At 40.2% G+C, this 19794-nt stretch carries 22 protein-coding genes; 20 read left to right on the top strand and 2 right to left on the bottom strand.

What is annotated here, in order from left to right; genetic code table 11:
- Positions 1–9 precede the first annotated feature (9 nt).
- The 12 genes from FTU72_RS07275 to FTU72_RS07220 all read left to right on the top strand — a co-directional run bounded on the left by FTU72_RS07275 (position 10) and on the right by FTU72_RS07220 (position 9891).
- Entirely contained in the window at positions 10–2097 is a 2088-nt protein-coding gene (locus FTU72_RS07275; protein ID WP_180052592.1) for a hypothetical protein, read from the top strand.
- Positions 2090–2323, top strand: coding sequence for a hypothetical protein (locus FTU72_RS07270; protein WP_180052636.1), 234 nt, complete (start codon positions 2090–2092; stop codon positions 2321–2323). Before FTU72_RS07275 ends, FTU72_RS07270 begins: the two co-directional genes overlap by 8 nt.
- A 61-nt stretch (positions 2324–2384) precedes the next feature.
- Complete coding sequence (locus FTU72_RS07265) at positions 2385–2954, top strand: hypothetical protein (protein ID WP_179992526.1); 570 nt, start codon at positions 2385–2387, stop codon at positions 2952–2954.
- Entirely contained in the window at positions 2941–3696 is a 756-nt protein-coding gene (locus FTU72_RS07260) for a TIGR02594 family protein (RefSeq protein ID WP_179992527.1), read from the top strand. Before FTU72_RS07265 ends, FTU72_RS07260 begins: the two co-directional genes overlap by 14 nt.
- On the top strand, positions 3693–3971 hold the full coding sequence (locus tag FTU72_RS07255; RefSeq protein WP_179992528.1) for a hypothetical protein: 279 nt from the start codon (positions 3693–3695) through the stop codon (positions 3969–3971). The genes FTU72_RS07260 and FTU72_RS07255 overlap by 4 nt, the downstream gene beginning before the upstream one ends.
- A 235-nt stretch (positions 3972–4206) precedes the next feature.
- Complete coding sequence (locus FTU72_RS07250) at positions 4207–5217, top strand: NAD-dependent epimerase/dehydratase family protein (protein WP_179992529.1); 1011 nt, start codon at positions 4207–4209, stop codon at positions 5215–5217.
- Positions 5218–5352: 135 nt separating this feature from the next.
- Entirely contained in the window at positions 5353–6747 is a 1395-nt protein-coding gene (fumC, locus tag FTU72_RS07245; RefSeq protein WP_179992530.1) for a class II fumarate hydratase, read from the top strand.
- A gap of 236 nt (positions 6748–6983) precedes the next feature.
- Positions 6984–7157, top strand: coding sequence for a hypothetical protein (locus tag FTU72_RS07240; protein WP_166135486.1), 174 nt, complete (start codon positions 6984–6986; stop codon positions 7155–7157).
- Between the two features lie 339 nt (positions 7158–7496).
- Positions 7497–7988: a hypothetical protein gene (locus FTU72_RS07235; protein WP_005235543.1), complete on the top strand. Its 492-nt coding sequence runs from the start codon at positions 7497–7499 to the stop codon at positions 7986–7988.
- 419 nt (positions 7989–8407) lie between these two features.
- A complete protein-coding gene (locus FTU72_RS07230; RefSeq protein WP_034706681.1) occupies positions 8408–9010 on the top strand; it encodes a nitroreductase family protein in 603 nt (200 codons plus the stop codon).
- A 131-nt stretch (positions 9011–9141) separates the two neighbouring features.
- The gene (locus FTU72_RS07225; protein ID WP_034706678.1) at positions 9142–9507 is read left to right on the top strand and encodes a hypothetical protein; all 366 of its coding nucleotides are present in this window, start codon (positions 9142–9144) and stop codon (positions 9505–9507) included.
- A gap of 15 nt (positions 9508–9522) precedes the next feature.
- Complete coding sequence (locus tag FTU72_RS07220) at positions 9523–9891, top strand: hypothetical protein (protein ID WP_180012506.1); 369 nt, start codon at positions 9523–9525, stop codon at positions 9889–9891.
- 34 nt (positions 9892–9925) lie between these two features.
- On the opposite strand, the gene FTU72_RS07215 is transcribed toward FTU72_RS07220, so the two are convergent.
- On the bottom strand, positions 9926–10207 hold the full coding sequence (locus FTU72_RS07215) for a damage-inducible protein J (protein WP_180012504.1): 282 nt from the start codon (positions 10205–10207) through the stop codon (positions 9926–9928).
- A 681-nt stretch (positions 10208–10888) separates the two neighbouring features.
- Between FTU72_RS07215 and FTU72_RS07210 the strand changes: the two genes are divergently transcribed.
- The 6 genes from FTU72_RS07210 (at position 10889) to urtE (ending at position 17595) form a co-directional block, all read left to right on the top strand.
- Positions 10889–11656 carry an alpha/beta fold hydrolase gene (locus tag FTU72_RS07210; protein WP_180012343.1) on the top strand — a complete coding sequence of 256 codons (768 nt, stop codon included), beginning with the start codon at positions 10889–10891 and terminating at the stop codon, positions 11654–11656.
- Positions 11657–11973: 317 nt separating this feature from the next.
- Positions 11974–13260 carry an urea ABC transporter substrate-binding protein gene (gene urtA, locus FTU72_RS07205; protein WP_159123013.1) on the top strand — a complete coding sequence of 429 codons (1287 nt, stop codon included), beginning with the start codon at positions 11974–11976 and terminating at the stop codon, positions 13258–13260.
- A gap of 94 nt (positions 13261–13354) precedes the next feature.
- Complete coding sequence (gene urtB, locus FTU72_RS07200) at positions 13355–14992, top strand: urea ABC transporter permease subunit UrtB (RefSeq protein ID WP_005235555.1); 1638 nt, start codon at positions 13355–13357, stop codon at positions 14990–14992.
- Between the two features lie 4 nt (positions 14993–14996).
- Positions 14997–16070 (top strand): urea ABC transporter permease subunit UrtC, encoded by a 1074-nt coding sequence (urtC, locus tag FTU72_RS07195; protein ID WP_034705328.1) that lies wholly within the window; start codon positions 14997–14999, stop codon positions 16068–16070.
- Positions 16067–16885 carry an urea ABC transporter ATP-binding protein UrtD gene (urtD, locus tag FTU72_RS07190; RefSeq protein ID WP_179992534.1) on the top strand — a complete coding sequence of 273 codons (819 nt, stop codon included), beginning with the start codon at positions 16067–16069 and terminating at the stop codon, positions 16883–16885. The genes urtC and urtD overlap by 4 nt, the downstream gene beginning before the upstream one ends.
- An 11-nt stretch (positions 16886–16896) precedes the next feature.
- Complete coding sequence (gene urtE / locus FTU72_RS07185; protein ID WP_180012340.1) at positions 16897–17595, top strand: urea ABC transporter ATP-binding subunit UrtE; 699 nt, start codon at positions 16897–16899, stop codon at positions 17593–17595.
- A 61-nt stretch (positions 17596–17656) separates the two neighbouring features.
- On the opposite strand, the gene FTU72_RS07180 is transcribed toward urtE, so the two are convergent.
- A complete protein-coding gene (locus tag FTU72_RS07180; protein WP_004785869.1) occupies positions 17657–18361 on the bottom strand; it encodes a phospholipase D family protein in 705 nt (234 codons plus the stop codon).
- Positions 18362–18610: 249 nt separating this feature from the next.
- On the opposite strand from FTU72_RS07180, the gene ureE reads away from it, so the two are divergent.
- A complete protein-coding gene (gene ureE, locus FTU72_RS07175) occupies positions 18611–19093 on the top strand; it encodes an urease accessory protein UreE (protein ID WP_180012338.1) in 483 nt (160 codons plus the stop codon).
- Positions 19080–19745, top strand: a complete 666-nt coding sequence (locus tag FTU72_RS07170) for an urease accessory protein UreF (RefSeq protein WP_180012336.1) — start codon at positions 19080–19082, stop codon at positions 19743–19745. The genes ureE and FTU72_RS07170 overlap by 14 nt, the downstream gene beginning before the upstream one ends.
- Positions 19746–19794 lie beyond the last annotated feature (49 nt).

Raw genomic sequence — 19794 nt, 5'->3', positions numbered from 1 at the left:
GGTGCTCATGTGGATTTTAAAAATAAGCTCGGCACCGTTGATGCGCATAACCTAAACCTAAACTTTAAGCCTGACAATACTGACAGTCACAACATCATTCTGAATTTTGAACATCTAGCCGATGGCTCGACTAACCTCAATTTCGGGGATGATGTATCTGCAGACATTGATACAGTTTTAGAGACTGAGTTTACATTTGAAATCACAGCATTCTATGCAGATAGTGGTGCAAATACTGCAGTCATAGATACAGTGCTCGACACTAAATTTAGCGTTGATGTAATTGCTGTATTTAGTGAAAATACTGATGTAATTGGCCAGATAGATACTGTTTTAGATACCAGTTTTAGCTTTGATGTTGAAGCGGTATTTGTTGAAAACCTATGTATTATTGATACGGTTTTAGATACTGAGTTTAAATTTGAGGTTAAAGCGATATTCGATATCAATCATCTGGTGGGTGTGTCCTATGGTTTTGACATGCGCTACCAGAAAGCGATTGCAGCCTTAAGTACTGCAGAAATACCATGGGCTAAACCAGTATTAAGAGTCTCAAATGAGGCTCTTTTTTATGAGCAAGGCTTGGTGATTTCTAATCAAGTGTATATTTGGCATGAGCAAGCCGGATCACTGAATCGTGCTATCAGATCGCTACATGAGCAAGCAACCGGTTTAAGCAGTGATGCTTATATTGTTTGGGAAGAAGGTGATAAGCGCTTTATTCATCGGCGCTACCTGCATGAAGAGACAATCAAGCTGCGTCATAACCGTGAAACTGTGTGGCAAGAAATGATCCGCCGGCGTAAGACTTTCACTTATTCACATGAAGTGGCCCAAGTCTTTGAAAAGCGTTTTTCATTTGAGTGGGATAAAAGCCTTGAGATTGTCACCAAGTCAGATCTGCCATGGGATAAGGCTAAAGCGATTCATTACCGCAAGCATCCGGTTCAGCCTTGGCCAAAGCCCGAAATACCCAAATATGAAGGCACCGGTGATTTAAATTTCATCTGTCTATGTCATGACGTTGATTCACATGATGTTGTTTTAAATTTTGGTGCAGATGACTGTATTCCAGCACTGCCAAAAAGGAACTGGTGGTATATCGTGAATACATTAATAGCCGAGCGGCTGGATACCGGCGAGAAGATTAAAGTGATTGATGGTAGCTACAGTACCAGCCGATCACAGTGGTGCTGGACCTATTCCATCACAGTTGCTCATACGGAAAAAGAAAAGCTTCAGCCAATAGATGGTCAGCCGGTGATCTTGAAGGTTACGATCAATAGTTTTGAGCATCATATCCTGCTTGAAGATCCAGAAGAAACCCGACGTTTTGCCAGTGTTTTATACACTTATCCAGGTCGAAGTGTTACAGCGTTGAACTCAGATAAATACGGACCAACACGCTCATTTATCCAGGATAACGAACGCACTTCTGTGCAGCTGGTTCAAGCGGAACTGGATCGAGCGAATAGCGGTACCAGTTTGGATTGGAAGCTGATTGATGAACTGGGCTGGATCGTGCCTAATGAGAGCCTGAGTTATGCCGAACTTGCACCAATTGATGCAATCAAGCAGGTAGTTGATGCAGGCGGTGGCTTTATTTATAGCCAGAAAGCGGGCAATACACTGACCATTTTACCCCGGTACCAGAAAGGTTACTGGGATACGATGACCGTGGATGATTACGACATTCTGCTATCTGAAAGTCTGGTGATGCAGCAAAACATCAAGAAGAACGATGAATATATTGCTGACTTCAATGCCATCACTGTAGTGAATAGCCGTAGCGGCGAAAGCCTGAAAGTACAGCAGCGAGGTACTTCGGGTGATGTGCCGCTTGAGTCAGTCACAGGGCCATTGTTTAACGTGGTGTCTGGTGCCAGTTACGGCAAAAATGAACTGGTGAAAGCTAATATTCAGGAATTGCACACCTTCGCTGACATTCCGGTGAGCTCGGAAATTGGCGAGATGCTACCTGGTAAAATCATTGCCTTTAATGGCCAGTGGTGGGGTGTGATTGATTCGGTATCAGGTAGCTTCTCACATGAAAAGGTCAATGAAACAGTTACAGTGGAGCGTATCAGCCGTGAGTAATCCATTATTTGAATTGCGAAAACTCTTAAACCCCACCCATGCCGAATACATTGGCACTATTACTTCAGTGAAGCATCCGGAATACAGGGTACAGATTGATGGAGGATCCGGTCCAGTGCTTTGCACATCAGGCACAGCTTACAACTTAGGTGCCAGAGTATTTATCTCAAATCAGGTCATCTTAAGGCCAGCACCAACTGGCGAGTATTCAGAAATAGAAGTCTAAACTTAACCAAATGACAGCACCTTTTTAGGTGCTTTTTTATTACCAAAAATTAGGGGGCGCAATGTCCAACGATTATTCAACTGATCCGCCACCAATAACACCAAGTCAGCTTTACGCAATTTCAGACAACATCAATCAGTTGCGGCAAAGCATGGAAAAATTGGCTGATGTGCCTCAAAAGATCGACCGAATGAGCATGCAGTTTGATCAACTTCAAGAAAAGCAAAAACACCTCGATAACAACCTGCAACAGGCAAAAGGGGATTTTGAAGCAGATCTAGACCGAACAAAATCAAGTATTCGAGCTGATATAAAGCAGCTGCGAATGGATGCCGAGGTCAGACATAAGGAAGTTGATATGCAGATCCGGGTATTGAATGAAAGCAAAACCAGAATTGATAGTGTAACTAATCTGGTTCGCTGGGGTGGTATTGCCATCATTGGTGTATTTGCAGCTGCTTGGAACAATCAAACCGCTAAAACTGACACAGTGAATACACAAGCAATGGCGAATAATCAAAAAATCCAAGTCCTTGAAAAACAATCTGATCAAACCCTTCGAACTTTGGAAGAAATCCGTAACAAACTTTATGAACGCAGTAATGTGAGAGGAAACAATGAAATTAATTAATGAAAGTGTATGGAAGTTTGACTCAGTAAAATATGGCGCCTATATGGCGCTTTTTTTATCCTGTGTACATTTAGTTTTGCAGGAAGTCTATAACGCCAATGTCTTGCCTGAACCGTATCAAAGCATTGTGTCTATTGTATTGGTATTCTTGGCTACATATGTAGGACGCAAAAAAGCTCAGCCAGAACTACATGAGCCAAGCCTATCTGGGGTAAATAGCCTTTTAACAGTACAACAGCCAACCAATGATCTGGCATGGATGATTGAAGCTAAAAAGCATATTGGACTACGTGAGGACACCAGTAAGACTAAGCATAATCCAACTATCCTGAAGTGGCTTAAATCACTTGGCGCATGGTGGTCAGAGGATGAAACAGCCTGGTGTGGAACCTTTATTGCTCACTGCTTAAAAGTAGCCGGTGTGAAATATCCGAAGCATTGGTACCGGGCATTAGATTATGTGAATTACGGTGCAAAGTTATCTAAGCCAGCTTATGGTTGTGTAGCTATTAAATCACGTAAGGGTGGTGGTCATGTCTGCTTTGTAGTGGGTCGTGATAGTAAAACAGGTAAGCTGGTTTGCTTGGGTGGTAATCAGTCAAATATGGTGTGTTATGCCTTATATGCTGAGTCTGAATTTCAGGAGTTCCGTTGGTATGGCATGACTAATCGGCCAGCCGATCACCGTTATAACCTTCCAGTTATGTCTGGCGTAACTGCTACAGGAGTGACTGAAGCATGACAGCATTAACAATTGAACAAGTATCAAAATCAACATTAGAAGTAGCTGAATCAGGCGGCCCAATTTTAAGCCAGATCGCAAAGTATATGGATGCTGCTGAAAAGCTGAAAAACAGCACTTTATCTGGTGAAGAAAAACGGAACTGGGTAATTGGGTATGCGAAGAAGGAAATTGTAGAAATATTCACAAACCTTGATTACTGGATACCGATTATCATCCGATTTATTAATGCGGCTAAAGCTGCATTTAATCTACTTAAAAAAGCTATCGTTTGATTAAGTAAGCCCTCGAAGTGAGGGCTTAATTCATTGTCATGAATTCCATACATTACATAACAATCAACTTTTGTTCGACCTGTAAAATAAGATATACTTATTGAGCAGATTAGCCGGCTCAGAAGAAATTTTGGGTCGGTTTTTGCGTTTTTGATCCTGTGGATAAGTCGGAGAAAGCACCAAATAAACACCATATCAATTTAAGATACTGATTCTAAAGCGGAGTTAATAAACAATGATTTTAGTGACGGGTGGTTTAGGCTTTTTAGGCTCACATATTGCTTTAAGTCTGATGGCACAAGGACTAGAGGTCATTGTGGTCGATAATCTGGCCAATGCCAGTCTCCAGACCTTAGAACGCCTTGAATTTATTTCCGGCCGCTATGTGCCTTTTGTCAAAATTGATATCCGTAACACTCCAGCATTAAATAAAGTTTTTGAACAGAATTCGGTACAGGCTGTCATTCATACTGCCAGCTTTAAATCATTGGAAGAATCAGTTTTAAAACCACTTGAATATTATAATGATAATGTCAGTTGTATCATGAGCTTGATGCGTGCCATGCAGCGTACTGGAGTACGCAATCTGGTGTATTTGTCTTCATTGGCTGTATATGGCCATTCCGGAACGGATTTAAAAGAAGATCAGGCTTTCAATTACACTTATCCAAACCCTTATATTAAATCACAGCAGATGGTGGAAGAAATCATTCGGGATACTGCCAAGACGGATAATGAATGGCGTATTGCGATGTTACGTCTTTCTAATGTCGCGGGTGCTTTTGAAAATGGCATTTTAGGTGAATGGGTACCACCTCTACCAAAGAATATTGTGCCTCTGGCCATGCAGGTGGGTGCGAAGCAGCGTGAATATCTGGAATTGCGCCGTCAGGCCAAGACCGAAGACTATACGGTAGAACGCAGCTTTTTGCATGTGATGGATGTCTGTGATGCGGTATTCAAATCACTACATTGGCTTTCTCAACAGCAACAATGGACTTGCGAAGCCTTTAATATTGCTGGAGAGCTAATTTCAATGCAGACTTTGCTGGATCAGGTTGCAGAAGTCACCCAATCTGCTGTTCCTACAGTAGATGCTTTGCCATATCCACATGCCGAAATGGATCAACTGGGTGCTAATACGGATAAAGCCCAACAGTTGTTACATTGGCAGCCACGCTATACCTTAAGGAAAATGTTAGAGGATGAATGGTTGTTCTATCAGAATACGTTAAGAGGGCAGTGATTAAGAATCCTATAAGTTAATTATTGATAATAATTATCATTTGCAAAATTAATCAAACTCATTAAGATGAATAGAGTACAGCATTGAAGCTGCTGTCTAAATGAGTAAAACATGGAATAACAATTGAGGTTGAGCATGCAAACACGTATTGAACATGACACGATGGGAGAAGTCGCTGTACCGAGTGAAGCACTTTGGGGCGCACAAACTCAGCGTAGTCTACAGAACTTCAAGATTGGCAATGAGCATTTGCCACGCGCCATGATTCGTGCCATGGGCTTGGTCAAGAAAGCAGCTGCGATCACCAATGCCGAGTTAAACCAGATTCCTCATGAGTTATCGACCTATATCATCGGTGCTGCGGATGAAGTGATCAGCGGTCAATGGGATAGCCAGTTCCCCTTAGTCGTATGGCAAACCGGTTCGGGCACGCAAAGTAACATGAACTGTAATGAAGTGATTGCCAATATTGCTAACCAGAAACTGGGCAATCCTTTAGGTGCACAAAAGCCTGTGCATCCAAATGACCATGTCAATCGTGCTCAATCGACCAATGACTCTTTTCCGACCGCGATTCATGTGGCAGCTAGCTTACAGATCAATGAACTGTTAATACCGGCAGTAACACGTTTACGTGATACCTTGCATACTAAATCTCAGGAATTTGCTGAGATTGTAAAAATCGGTCGTACCCATCTTCAGGATGCCACACCTTTAACTTTAGGTCAGGAATTCAGTGGATATGTCTCTCAACTGGATCATGCTTTAATTCGACTGTATCAGGCTTTGCAAGGGTTATATGAACTGCCATTAGGCGGAACCGCCGTCGGTACAGGCTTGAATGCCCATCCAGATTACGCCATTAAAGCCGCGGATACTCTAGCGGAATTAACAGGTTTACCTTTTGTCACCGCTCCTAATAAATTTGAAGCTTTGGCCGGCCGTGATGCAGCAGTATTTGCTTCAGGTGCTTTAAAGACTTTAGCGGTTAGCCTGAATAAAATCGCCAACGATATTCGCTGGTTGGCAAGTGGACCACGTTGTGGTTTTGGTGAATTACGTATTCCTGAAAATGAACCGGGTTCAAGTATCATGCCGGGTAAGGTGAATCCGACTCAAAGTGAAGCCATGACCATGGTCGTTGCCCAAGTCTTAGGGAATGACACGACAATTAATGTGGCCGGTGCATCAGGGAATTTTGAGCTGAATGTCTTTATGCCAGTGATTGCTTATAACTTGTTGCAATCCATCCAACTGCTTGGCGATGCATGTAACAGCTTTAACGATAACTGTGCAGTCGGAATCGAGCCTAACCGTGACAAGATTGAGCACTTCCTGCATGATTCATTAATGCTGGTCACTGCATTGAATCCAGTCATTGGTTATGAGAATGCAGCTAAAGTGGCCAAGACTGCCTATAAAGAAGGTAAAACCTTAAAACAGGTCGCAGTAGAACTCGGATTGGTAACTGCAGAACAGTTCGATCAGGTGGTTCGCCCTGAAAATATGGTGGCTCCAAACGTAAAATAAGTCTTCTAATTATGGTTAAATAATAAAGCCCTCTAAATGAGGGCTTTATAATATCTAAGGATTATTCATACAAATTTTAATAAAATCAATTGCACATGTTTTTTCTGGAAAATTCTCATTCAATTAAGCTTGCTTATTAAATGCTATGAACCATCTATCGTTCAGGTTTTGACAGATATGCAATGAAGGATTACTAATAGAAATTCCCTGATAACTAGAAAAATGAGGTAAGGGTGATGACTGACTTTGATGATGATTTTGATTTGGACGAATCCTATCCAGATGAGGATTTATATCCAGATTATACAAAAAAGAAGTGTAGCAGCTGTAGCGGTACCGGCTATAACGTTGTGGAAGCTAAACAGTGTATCGAATGTATGGGAACCGGCAAAACTGGTGAGATAGATTAACTCAAAATTATAAATATTTATTAAGCCTGCTCTATGAGTGGGCTTTTTTATTCTCCTCATCAGAAGTTCTTAATTTTATAGATTCATGAGCAAATAAAAGAAAGAATCTAAAATTACGGGTGAAATCGTATTAGAAGGATGGTTAGAGATAACTATTGAAGTTTTTTTAGTGCTAAAGCCTATCCTCATGGCTTCTCATACCGAATTAACATTGAATAAGCGTATATAGCTGCTAAAATGCAGTTCGTTTTTACTGCTGTTTTGTCGTTTATTCCGCATGAGTTTCTATAGCATATGAATAAACATCCATAAAATGGCAGGTTGTTTAAGGAAAATTTAATGCTTGATATTTATTTAACAGATGTTCAAAAAAAGGTTCAATTCAAGGATTATCCAGGTGAGCATCCTGTTAAATTTATTCTGAATTTTAAAAAGATTTTTCCAAGTGTAATGGAACTTCTTTTACCTGTTCTCCCGGAAAATGAAAATCTTGATGAAATGACCTGGGAATCAACCACTCAGGACTTTGAGACATTTCAGATGTTATTAACAGGGTGGGGCATTATTGAATTGCGTTTAAATGCGATCACCCAGTATAAAGATAAGACATTTGCAGATCAGTTGGTGAAAGAGGCGCAGCAAAAACGCAGAGAATATCAGAAGAAACATCTTAAGCTTTCTAGTGTGGATCTGGATTATCTATTTATGCATGATGTGCATGGCTTGATTGATGCTGAACTGGTAGAACTGGGTGAAAAATTCTATTTACCAACCTTACGTGATCTTTGGAAAAATAAAGTCTCTGCTCAAGTGCTTAATGCTAAATTCTAAGAAAATTTAAGCTGATTCATTCAATTTCATCCTCCAAATTGGGGGATGATTTTTTTATAGCGATTTCTAAGGATTGACATTTCCCTTATGACAATAAATAGCCTAAGCAAATTTCTATATTTATCATCAAAACAACTTTCTGCTACATCATTGAACATGGTGACTTATTTTAAAACAGAAATTGGCTCAGAAAAGGGCATTTATTTTATCGTTTGATAAAAAATAAATTAAAAAACTATTCTTTATCAAAAGAATATATAAAGATATTACTTTAATAATATAGCTATTCCAGTCATATTTTTTTAAGCTATCAGTACTTGTGAGTAAATGAATCACAGAATTCTTATTCATTAGAATTCCTTCATAAAAATAAGTGAAGGTTCCAGTTTTCCCGAAGATATATCCAAGGATTTAACCGAATGTCGAATCAGTTTTTAGATTTAATTACAAAACGCCGTACTATTTATGCCATTGGTAAAAATGTAGAACAGTCTCCTGAATATTTAACTGATTTGATTCAAAATGCGATTAAGCAAAGTCCGTCATCTTTTAACTCGCAATCATCTCGCGCCGTTATTTTATTCAATGGCGAACATGAAAAATTCTGGGGCTTTGTCGCTGATAAATTAAAAAGCTATGCCAAAGATGAAGAAAGTGCTGCAAAAACGACTGCAAAAATGGCAACCTTTGCTGCAGGTACGGGTACAGTTTTATTCTTTGAAGATCAAAATGTAGTAAAAGGCTTGCAAGAGCAATTCCCATCTTATGCCGAGAATTTCCCAATCTGGGCAGAACATTCAACTGCTATTGCTCAGTTCTCTACCTGGACAGCATTGCATACTGAAGGCTTGGGTGCATCTTTACAACACTATAATCCGATAGTAGATGAGCAGGTTCATGCAGAGTGGGATATTCCAGAAAACTGGAAACTTCGTGCTCAACTGGTATTTGGTTCAGTTGAAGGTGAAGCACGTGCGAAAGATTATCTGGAAGATGATCAACGCTTCAAAGTTTTCCAATAAGCTTAATTTCCGATCTGTCTTTAATCATTTTTAAGGACAGATCTCCAGGTTATTTATAAAAATACGCATTAGATTTTTTAAAACTAGGCTAAACTAAAGCGGTATTTGAAGAATTTAATGAGTCAAACCGAATGTCGAAAAACACGCAGAAATTATCACCATTACAGGAACTGATTGCAGAGCAGAAATTGCTGTGTGAAGAGGTCGGTTCTGCTTATGTAGAAGTAAGTGGTGATGATGTCGTTGCAGTGGCTGTACATACCCTGAAGCAGGATCCAATTGTCGGAATCCGTAGAAAGCCTGAGACAGAAGAAAATATTAGCTGGTATATTTATGGTGGTGAACTGGCTTCAAATGAAGATGCTTTTGAAACCATGACTGTGCGTGAGTTACAGGATATCGCCCCTGAAGTTTTACCTTATCTGGCTTTAGAGCAGGGCTACCGCTTCATGATTGATGCAGATGATTATGAAGATGTCTGGAAAGAAGAAAACTAAAAGAAGACCTTCGAAATGATCAAATCCTCATCTTTAATATGTACTTTCTTTATTTGCATGCAATTGAACAATATGGCTTTTGCCGAAAAGCTTTCACAAGCGGATTATGATCAGTTTATTGCTATGCAAACAAAAATAGTCAATGAAACCAAACATATTTTAGATGATCCAGATCAGAATGCTGATGCACAAAGTCAACGTCAGGCATTCTGCCAGCGTTTAACGGCTTATGAAGAGATTCAAAAAGTCTCTGAAGAAAATCAAGAGCTCAATATGGCGCCCACAATGGCTATGATTGCTAAAAACTTTTTGGATCGACAAGCACAGAGTATGAATAATTCAGGTATGACCACCGCAGTATTTTGTAAGAGTAGGGAAGTGTAATTAATCCATAAAAGCAAGAGCATTGTCTTGAGTTTTAATAGCCACCATCATCATTTAAAAATGCATCCTTCTGTTCTGGAATGGAAACTTTGACAGTTGGAATAGAGTAACTCGCTGCTGTTAATCGAGCTATATTGAAATCCTTAGTTCCTACTTGAGGAGTAATAGGTATTTGACTTGTTCGAACAATTTCACCATAAACTATCGTGATCAATTCTGCTGGAGTTAAACCCTCTTCTGCTATTACACATTCTGCTGATTCAACAACGTCTTGTTCCACTAAGAATTCAATGCTTTTTTTAACTAAATTGTTCATAAGATAGCCTTAGAATACATTTTATACACTACTTTAAACTATCAGATATGAAGCATATAGAAGCTAATGAAATTAAATATTCATATCTTATTTAGGGATGTTGGCCTGAATGAAGGTATATGAATCAAAAGGGTAGGGCCAAAAAATTAGCTCGTTTTTTCGACTCTCAGCTTGCTTATAAAATGCATAAATACTCTGATACGTAGCATAAGGATTTCAGTGCTTTTTAAATTACTCATTAAACAAACTTTATAAAAATATATTTATATACAAATTTTACCGGGTATATATCAGCTACTTTTGAGATTTATTAAGAAATATTAAATATTTATGTGTTTCTTTTTTACTCAAACGAAGGGCGGTAAAATCATTGGACGCTAAAATAGCCTAAGCAATTTTCTACTTTATATTTATTCTCGCAAAATCCATATCCCATAATTAAAACTTAATACCAAATAAACCTCTAAAACTCGTATATTTCCTAAAAATTTTAAAATATTTTTTTTATTAATGATCTAGTGTGACACTCAATTATGAGCAGATATTGCAATTTAGCCTAAGCATATTTTATTTCCATAAAAATAGCCTAAGCAAAATTTTAAATTATGTCATTGGCAATTGATTAACTTCCAATATAACTCCACTATTAACACCTAACATAGGAAATCACGGAATTCTCAAATGATCCTGAATTATCAAATACAAACCCATGAAACATCAACTTTAGCCCCAATGGTATTTATTCACGGTTTATTTGGTAGTTTAAGTAATTTAGGTATGTTAGCCCGACATTTTTCAGAGCAGGCAACTACGATTCAAATTGATGTCAGAAATCATGGTTTATCTGGCCATTCTGATGAAGTGAATTATCAAATCATGGCCGAAGATATTTTAGAAACTTTAACCAGTTTAAATATTAAAAAATTTATTGCAGTCGGGCATTCAATGGGCGGAAAAATTGCCATGAAGCTGGCAGACCTGGCGTCTGATCTGATTGAAAAACTGGTTGTATTAGATATCACGCCAATTCAATATCAAGAAAATCATCATTCTGAAATATTTAAAGCCTTGTTTGCAGTCCAACAGGCGCAAGTCGCTTCACGAAATGAAGCAGCAAAAATTATGCGTGAATATATTCAAGAGGAAATAGTCATCCAGTTTCTTTTAAAATCATTTAATAAAGAGCAGTGGTTGTTTAATGTGCAAGCACTGTTTGATCATTATGAAGATATTACTGCTTGGAATAAGATAGAAAAAAATGAACTTCCAGCATTATTCTTAAGAGGTGGAAATTCATCGTATATCTCTACACCTGAACATTTTGAAGCCATCAATCAGCAGTTTGCTCATGCACAGGTTGAAGTGATTGAAAGTGCAGGGCACTGGCTACATGGTGAAAAGACGGCGGAAGTTTTGCAGCATATGCAAAATTTTATTGATGAAAAATAAATTATATTGATGAGCAGATGTATTTTCTGCTCATTTTATTTATGCATCATTAGTAAGCATTTTAATATTTTGATTTAAAAGGCTGCGCTATTTTGATGTGTTTTTAGGATAATTAATTGATTTTTCGCCTCAGAATTTATTTTCTATTTTAGGGCAACATGTATTTATTGGTGCAAAAATTAATCTCTATTTTTATTTTAAATAGATAATCATAATGAAATTCAGTGGGTTAAAATTATAAATTAAAAGTGGCACAGTATTTGAATAGCTTCTCTCAAATTTTCTAAAAAAGCCTAACTAAGGTTGGAGAGAAGTACATGAAAGTCGAACAAAAAAAGTTTTCTAAAAATTTAATTGTTGCTGCAATGTTGGGAATACTGACTTTAACAGGTTGTTCAAAGTCGCCTGAAGATAAAACGGCCGCTACCTCTGAGCCGAAAGCAGCTGCAACTAGTGGGGAAACGATTAAGGTTGGTATTTTACATTCTTTATCTGGCACGATGGCCATTTCTGAAACTTCATTAAAAGACACAGCATTGATGGCGATTAATGAAATCAATGCCAATGGGGGGGTCTTAGGTAAAAAGCTTGAACCGGTTATCGTTGATCCAGCATCTGACTGGCCACTATTTGCTGAAAAAGCACGTCAGCTCATCACTCAGGATAAAGTTGCGGTCATCTTTGGTTGCTGGACTTCGGTATCACGTAAATCGGTATTGCCAGTGGTTGAAGAGTTAAACGGCTTATTGTTCTATCCAGTCCAATACGAAGGTCAGGAACAGTCTAAAAATATTTTCTATACCGGTGCTGCACCTAACCAGCAAGCGATTCCTGCTGTTGAATATCTGATGAGTGAAGAAGGCGGTAAAGCAGAACGCTTTGTATTACTAGGTACAGACTATGTTTATCCGCGTACCACCAACAAAATTCTTCGTGCTTTCCTGAAATCTAAAGGCGTTGCTGATGCTGACATCATGGAAGAGTACACACCATTTGGTCATAGTAATTATCAAACCATTGTCGGCAATGTGAAAAAATTTGCTGCAGGCAAAAAGACTGCGGTGATCTCAACCATCAACGGCGATTCAAACGTACCGTTCTATCGTGAATTGGGTAACCAGGGCATTAAAGCTTCTGATATTCCAGTTATGGCATTCTCTGTAGGTGAAGAAGAGCTTCGTGGTATTGATACCAAGCCATTGGTCGGCCATTTAGCGGCATGGAACTACTTCATGTCCGTGAAAAATCCGAAAAATACTGAATTCAGCGGCAAGATGAAACAGTATGCCGTGGAATACAAATTGCCTAATGCAGACAAGTTTGTAACCAATGACCCGATGGAAGCGACTTATGTGGGTATCAATATGTGGAAACAGGCGGTAGAAAAAGCCGGTTCTACTGAGGTGGATAAAGTTCGTGAAGCGATGGCAGGTCAGACCTTTGATGCACCATCTGGCTATCAGTTACAAATGGATGCTAACAACCATCATTTACATAAACCAGTGATGATTGGTCAGATCCGTGGTGATGGTCAGTTTGACGTGGTTTATAAGACTCCGAAAACCATCGCTGCTGAGCCATGGAGCCCATACATTCCTAAATAATTTCCTCCAAAGCCTGCTGCTCCGGCAGTAGGCCTTTCTGGTTTTTCATCTCCCGGACGGGACAGCGTTAAATATATAAATAGGGAGGGCACTCATGTCCACTCGCCTAAATCTCGCGGCCATTTTTTTAATTTTGAGTCAGTGTTTGTGTCTCAATATGGTGCATGCGGAAACTCAATCTAGCGAAACAACCGTATCGCAATCATCTCAACAGTCACTTGATGCTATTCAGCAGTTTGTTCGTGGGGACTTTGCCACTCGTCGTGCTTTATTAAACCAGTGGCCTGCCAGTGTTGAACAACTTGATCAGCTGGCAGAGTTTGTTGAAAAAGATCAGCTTTATACTGACAGTTCAGGCAATACTTATATTCTGGAAGCAGAAGACAAACTGGTTAGCTATCCTGACGGAAAAACCGTGGAAACCTGGCCATCTGATTTATCGCAAATTACGCTGGTAAATACCTTAAATAAAGCACTGACCTTTGGTTTAGCAAAAAAGAAATTAAATTCAGAAGAAGCCTCTCAGCGACTTGAGGCGATTGATATTCTGGAAAATAACTTGTCCGAACTTGATGCTAAAGCCATCAATCAGATGTATTTAAATGAAAAAAACAATACGGTTAAATCACGTTTTGCCCAGTTAAAAGCACGTCTGGATTATCAATCTGAAAATGTCCTGACCAAAATAGAAGCGGCAAAAGTTTTAAAAGATTCCAACAGACCAGACGTTCTTGCACTGGTTCAAAATGAACTGGCTCAGCCAAATCTGCATCCTGATTTAAAAGCAGCGCTGGTCGATGCCAGAAGTAGTATCAAAACCCGAATTCAGGCCAGTGAATGGGCTGGACATGTATTTTCCGGTTTAAGTACTGCCAGTATTTTATTGCTTGCGGCTTTAGGATTAGCCATTACATATGGCTTGCTTGGTGTCATTAATATGGCGCATGGCGAGCTGATCATGATCGGGGCGTATACCACTTATGTAGTGCAAAGTTTCTTTAAATCGCATTTTAGTGGTTTGGTAGATTGGTATCTGATCGCAGCGATTCCTGCGGCATTTATTGTCAGTGCAGCGATTGGCATGCTGATCGAACGTACCGTGATTCGTCCTTTATATGGCCGTCAACTGGAAACCTTATTGGCAACCTTTGGGGTGAGCCTGATCCTGATGCAAGTGGTGCGGATGATCTTTGGGGCACAAAATGTCGAAGTTTCTAACATTTCATGGCTTTCAGGCGGGATCTCGATTACTCCAAGCCTGATGCTGCCTTATAACCGTATTGCAATTATTGTCTTTACTGTAGCTGTCTTGCTGCTACTTGTTTATCTACTGAATAAAACCCGTTTTGGTTTATTTGTCCGTGCCGTAACGCAAAACCGTCAAATGGCTCGTGCTGTCGGTATCCGATCCAGCCGGATTGACATGATGGCATTTGGTCTGGGTTCAGGTCTTGCCGGTCTTGCCGGCTGTGCCTTGGCGCAAGTGGGTAATGTTGGACCAGATTTGGGCCAGAACTACATTATCGATGCTTTCCTTGTGGTTGTTGTCGGTGGTGTTGGTCAAGTATGGGGTGCAGTTCTTGCCGCTTTGGGACTAGGTGTCAGTGGAACCGTACTGGAAATTGGTATGGGTGCAGTATTGGCGAAAATTATTCTCTTGGTTCTTGTGATTTTGTTTATTCAGAAACGCCCACAAGGTTTGTTTGCCATTAAAGGACGCTTTGTGGAGTAAGCCTATGAAAATCACATCATTACTTTCAGATAAACCTTATAGCGCACTCGCAATTGCGATCTGTTTTGTTATTTTATTGGCATTGCCATGGCTGCATTTATTGCCAGCAGATTCGAGCCTGCATCTGTCTGCTTACTGGGTAACTTTGATCGGAAAGATCATGTGCCTGGCGTTGGTGGCTTTAGCACTTGATCTGGTCTGGGGCTATGCCGGTATTTTAAGTTTAGGTCATGGCCTGTACTTTGCCTTGGGTGGTTATGCATTCGGGATGTACCTGATGCGTCAATCAGCAGGTGATGGCTTGCCTGACTTTATGCGTTTTCTGAGCTGGACTGAATTACCCTGGTTTTGGGTGGGGACTAATCATTTCTGGTGGGCCATGATACTTGTGGTCTTGGTACCAGGACTAATTGCCTTTATTTTCGGCTTCTTTGCTTTCCGCTCAAAAATCAAAGGCGTTTACTTCTCGATTATTACTCAGGCGATGACTTTTGCGGCAGCACTTTTATTCTTCCGCAATGAAACAGGCTTTGGCGGGAATAACGGTTTTACCGGTTTCAAAACCATTTTAGGCATGGACATCACATCAGCACCAATGCGTGCCAGCCTATGTTTTATCACGGCTCTGGTGTTATTGCTGTGCTTTGTTGGTCTACGCCATTTAATGAATAAACCTTATGGTCGTGTGCTTGGCGCGATTCGTGATAGTGAAAATCGTCTGCAATATCTTGGTTACCGCACCTTATGGTACAAGCTTTCAGCCTGGGTATTATCTGCTGTGATTGCAGGTATCGCTGGTGCACTGTATGTACCACAAGCCGGGATTATTAATCCGAGCGAAATGAATCCGGTGAACTCGATTGAAATGGCAGTCTGGGTAGCGGCTGGCGGTCGCGGTACCTTGATCGGTCCGATCCTGGGTGCAGGCTTAATTAATGCAGTTAAAACTTACTTTACTGTCGCTTATCCAGAAGCCTGGTTATTAATTCTGGGGGCATTATTTATTGTGGTCACCATCTTCCTGCCTAAAGGCGTGATTGGATTATTTGACCGTTTTAAAAAGGAGCGTAGCGAATGAGTGAAATTTTACAACCTCATGGCGGCCATGCTTCTGAAGGCTATGGCCGACCAAAAGAGCAAGGGCCAGATTTTAGCCATGGGATCGCACTTTATCTGGAAAAAGTCAGTGTCTGGTTTGATGCTTTCCGTGCCTTAAATGATTTATCGCTGTATATCGAAGAAGGTGAATTGCGCTGCATCATTGGGCCAAACGGCGCGGGTAAAACCACGTTGATGGATGTCATTACCGGGAAAACCCGTCCTACTGAAGGTTCTGCATTTTTTGGCCAAACCTATAATCTGGCGAAAATGAGTACTGAAGAAATTGCAGAAGCTGGCATCGGGCGTAAATTCCAGAAACCAACGGTGTTTGAAAATTTCACCGTGATGGAAAATCTGCTCTTGGCTGCACCTAAAGATAAACGTGTTAAAAAAAGCTTTTTCAGCAAGCTCGATCCGGATGCACAAAATGCCTTGGATGAATCGTTACAGCAAATCCGCTTGCAGGAATTTATTCACAAACCTGCAGGGCTTTTATCGCACGGTCAGAAGCAATGGCTGGAAATTGGTATGCTGCTGATGCAACGTCCAAAACTCATTTTACTGGATGAGCCAGTGGCAGGGATGACCGATGCCGAAACCGAACGGACTGCTGAACTTTGTCTGGAGCTGAAAAAAAATCATACGCTGGTGGTGGTCGAACACGATATGAGCTTCATCGATACTATTAGTGAAAAAGTCACGGTGCTGGCACAAGGGGCGATTTTAGCCGAAGGCACATTGGCAGAAGTACAGGCCAATGAAGAGGTCATTGAAAAATATCTTGGACGTTAAGGGGCTGACTGATGCTAGATGTTAAAGATGTAAATCAGTTTTATGGCGGTAGTCACATTTTACGTGATGTGTCTTTCAATGCGCCTGTCGGTGAGTGCTCAGTGGTTTTGGGTCGTAACGGTGTTGGTAAAACGACATTACTGAAATGTCTGATGGGAATTTTGCCCATCAAATCAGGTCAGATCCTTTTAGATGGCAAAGATATTGCCAAACTGAGTCCTGAACAGCGGGTACGGGCAGGTTTGGCTTATGTGCCACAAGGACGAGATATCTTTTCAACCCTAACAGTAGAAGAAAATATTTTGATTGGCATGGCGAAATTTAAAGGAGCCAAAACCCGTAAAGTTCCGGAACATCTTTATGAGATTTTTCCGGTATTAGAAGAAATGAAGTATCGACGCGGCGGTGACTTATCCGGTGGCCAGCAACAACAACTGGCGATTGCTCGCGCATTGGCATCTGAACCGCGTGTGCTCATTTTGGATGAACCGACTGAGGGGATTCAGCCATCTATCATTAAAGATATTGGTCGGGTAATTCGTAAGTTGGCTGATGGCGGTGAAATGGCAATTGTTCTGGTAGAACAGTTCTATGACTTTGCTGAAGAACTGGCAGATGGTTATACCGTCATGGCACGTGGGCAAGTGATTGCTCAAGGTATTGGAAGTGAAATGCCAGAAAAAGGGATTCGGGATCTGGTGGCAATTTAGTCATACTGCTTTTAAAGCCTCCCTTTTACAAAGGGAGGTTTGGAGGGATTTATAAATATAATTAAATCTCTGTATTCTCACTCCATAAAAAATACATGCCATATTGTCCAGTTCGGAATTCTCCACCTGCAGATTTACCTTCATCTGTTAAAAAATGCTTTCCATTTTCATTGAGTGTTAGATAACCTTTGGCAATCAATTTCTCAAAAGTGTCTGCTGTTTTTAAGCCTAGTTTTGCTGCAAGCTTCGCTGTGGTCAGCTTCGTGAACGCTGTATTTTCTTCTGATTTATTCTCTTCAGTTGGGATGGTCTCTGCTTTTACCTCATCTAAAGTAATACGGACTTCATCACTAATTCGAATAATCCGTTGTGCTTCTTCATAAGCTTCTTTAAATACATCATTATCTTCGTACTTGCGGATTAGAATCCCCATTTCATTGTTATTCACTTGGCTAAATTCATAGAGATTCAAGCTTGAAATGATGCACTCTGATTCATTCAAATAGCATTTTGCATGTAGATTTTTACAAAAACTTAGACGCACATAATCCAGTTTTTGCATCCATTTAATTTCATCAGGATGCAGATCACTTTTACCGTAAACAATACGGATATCAATTTTTAGCCGATCTTTGTCTTCCAATAGCTCTTTAATACGATCATTGAGACGCAAATATGGGCTAATTAAAATTAGACGTTCTTTGGCATTTTTAATGAGTTCTTCTAAAAAGAAATTTGTGCCGCTTGTATTTAAGAATTTTGCCATTTATCTCTCATATTCTTATTTAATAATTGTAGAGATATTAGCTTAAATTTTTGAATCAAGAAAATAATTTAACTTACGGATTAGCTCAACAAAAAAAATTGAGATTTTATCTTTCATTCAATTTTAGATCTTTTAACAAACCAAGTTGGCACGATAACTGCTTTATTTTGATGCAAATTTTAAATGCTAAAAATTATTTGGTTTCAATTTGGAACAAATACAGGATTTATCAGCATCAGTAGGGTAGTTATGAAAATTTATACGCAACGTTTGGAAAACATTGCACCAGAAAGTGATTTTGAGTCTCTTGAACTCACATTCGATACACGACAAAAGAGCCGTTTTCGTGCAACTTTAAAAAATGGTGTCGATATTGGTGCAGATTTACCACGTACTGGAATCTTGCGTAGTGGTTCTTTTATAGCAACTGAACAGGGTGACATTCTTCGGGTCGATGCGAAGCCTGAAAAATTGATTCAGGTGACTACGGACAATAGCTTTGACTTATTGAAAGCAGCCTATCATCTGGGGAATCGTCATGTTCCTCTAATGCTCACACCTACTGCATTGTACTTTGAACCAGATCATGTACTGGCTGAAATGGTGCAAGGTTTAGGTCTTGAAGTTAATGAAGTCATGCACCCATTTGAACCTGAAAGTGGGGCTTATGCACAGCATCAGCATGACCACCGTTTAAGCCCAATCAAGGCGTTACATCATGTCCATCACTAATGCGTCTCAGCTGCTCAGCTTGCTGACTCTATCTTCAACGGCGTTGCCGATTGGAGCGTACTGTTATTCACAAGGGGTGGAAAGCGCGATTGAAAAAGGCATGGTGCATGATGAAGCCTCTTGTGTGAGCTATTTCCAAGAAGTATTGGAAATGCTGCTGGTGCGTTTTGAGCTTCCCGTACTCAAGCGTCTGGTGGAGTCTTTTAATGATCCTGAACAGTTTCAGTATTGGGCAGAGCTATACCGCGCGAGCCGAGAATCCAAAGAATTACTGGCTGAATCACAGCAGTTGGCATTTTCCTTGAATGCATGGATTAGAGATGTGTTAAAGCAGCCGCCGAGCGTAAAAAAGCAATTAGGGTTTGTGCCGGTGTATGCACATTTATGTGGTGAGCTAGGCTTAGATCTTGCCGATGTCTTAACTGCTTATAGCTTTACAGTTTTGGAAAATCAGGTGCTGGCAGCAGTAAAAACCATTCCACTCGGGCAAATGAGCGGGCAGCGGATTATCTGGCAATTACATCAGGAAATTCCTGAAGCTGTACAGGTTGCATTAGCTTTGGACGATCATGAAATCAGCAGCGCATTACCGCAATATGCCATGTTAAGCATGTCGCACGAAACCCAGTATTCACGCTTATTTCGGTCTTAATTTTCAGATTAGATTAGCAGTAAAAAAATTGAAAAGCATCATTAAAACT

The sequence above is a fragment of the Acinetobacter sp. YH12137 genome (genome assembly GCF_013418535.1).
Classification (GTDB): Bacteria; Pseudomonadota; Gammaproteobacteria; order Pseudomonadales; family Moraxellaceae; genus Acinetobacter.
The sequence above is the reverse complement of the archived record's forward strand: the minus strand, read 5'-3'. Positions and strand labels throughout refer to the sequence as shown.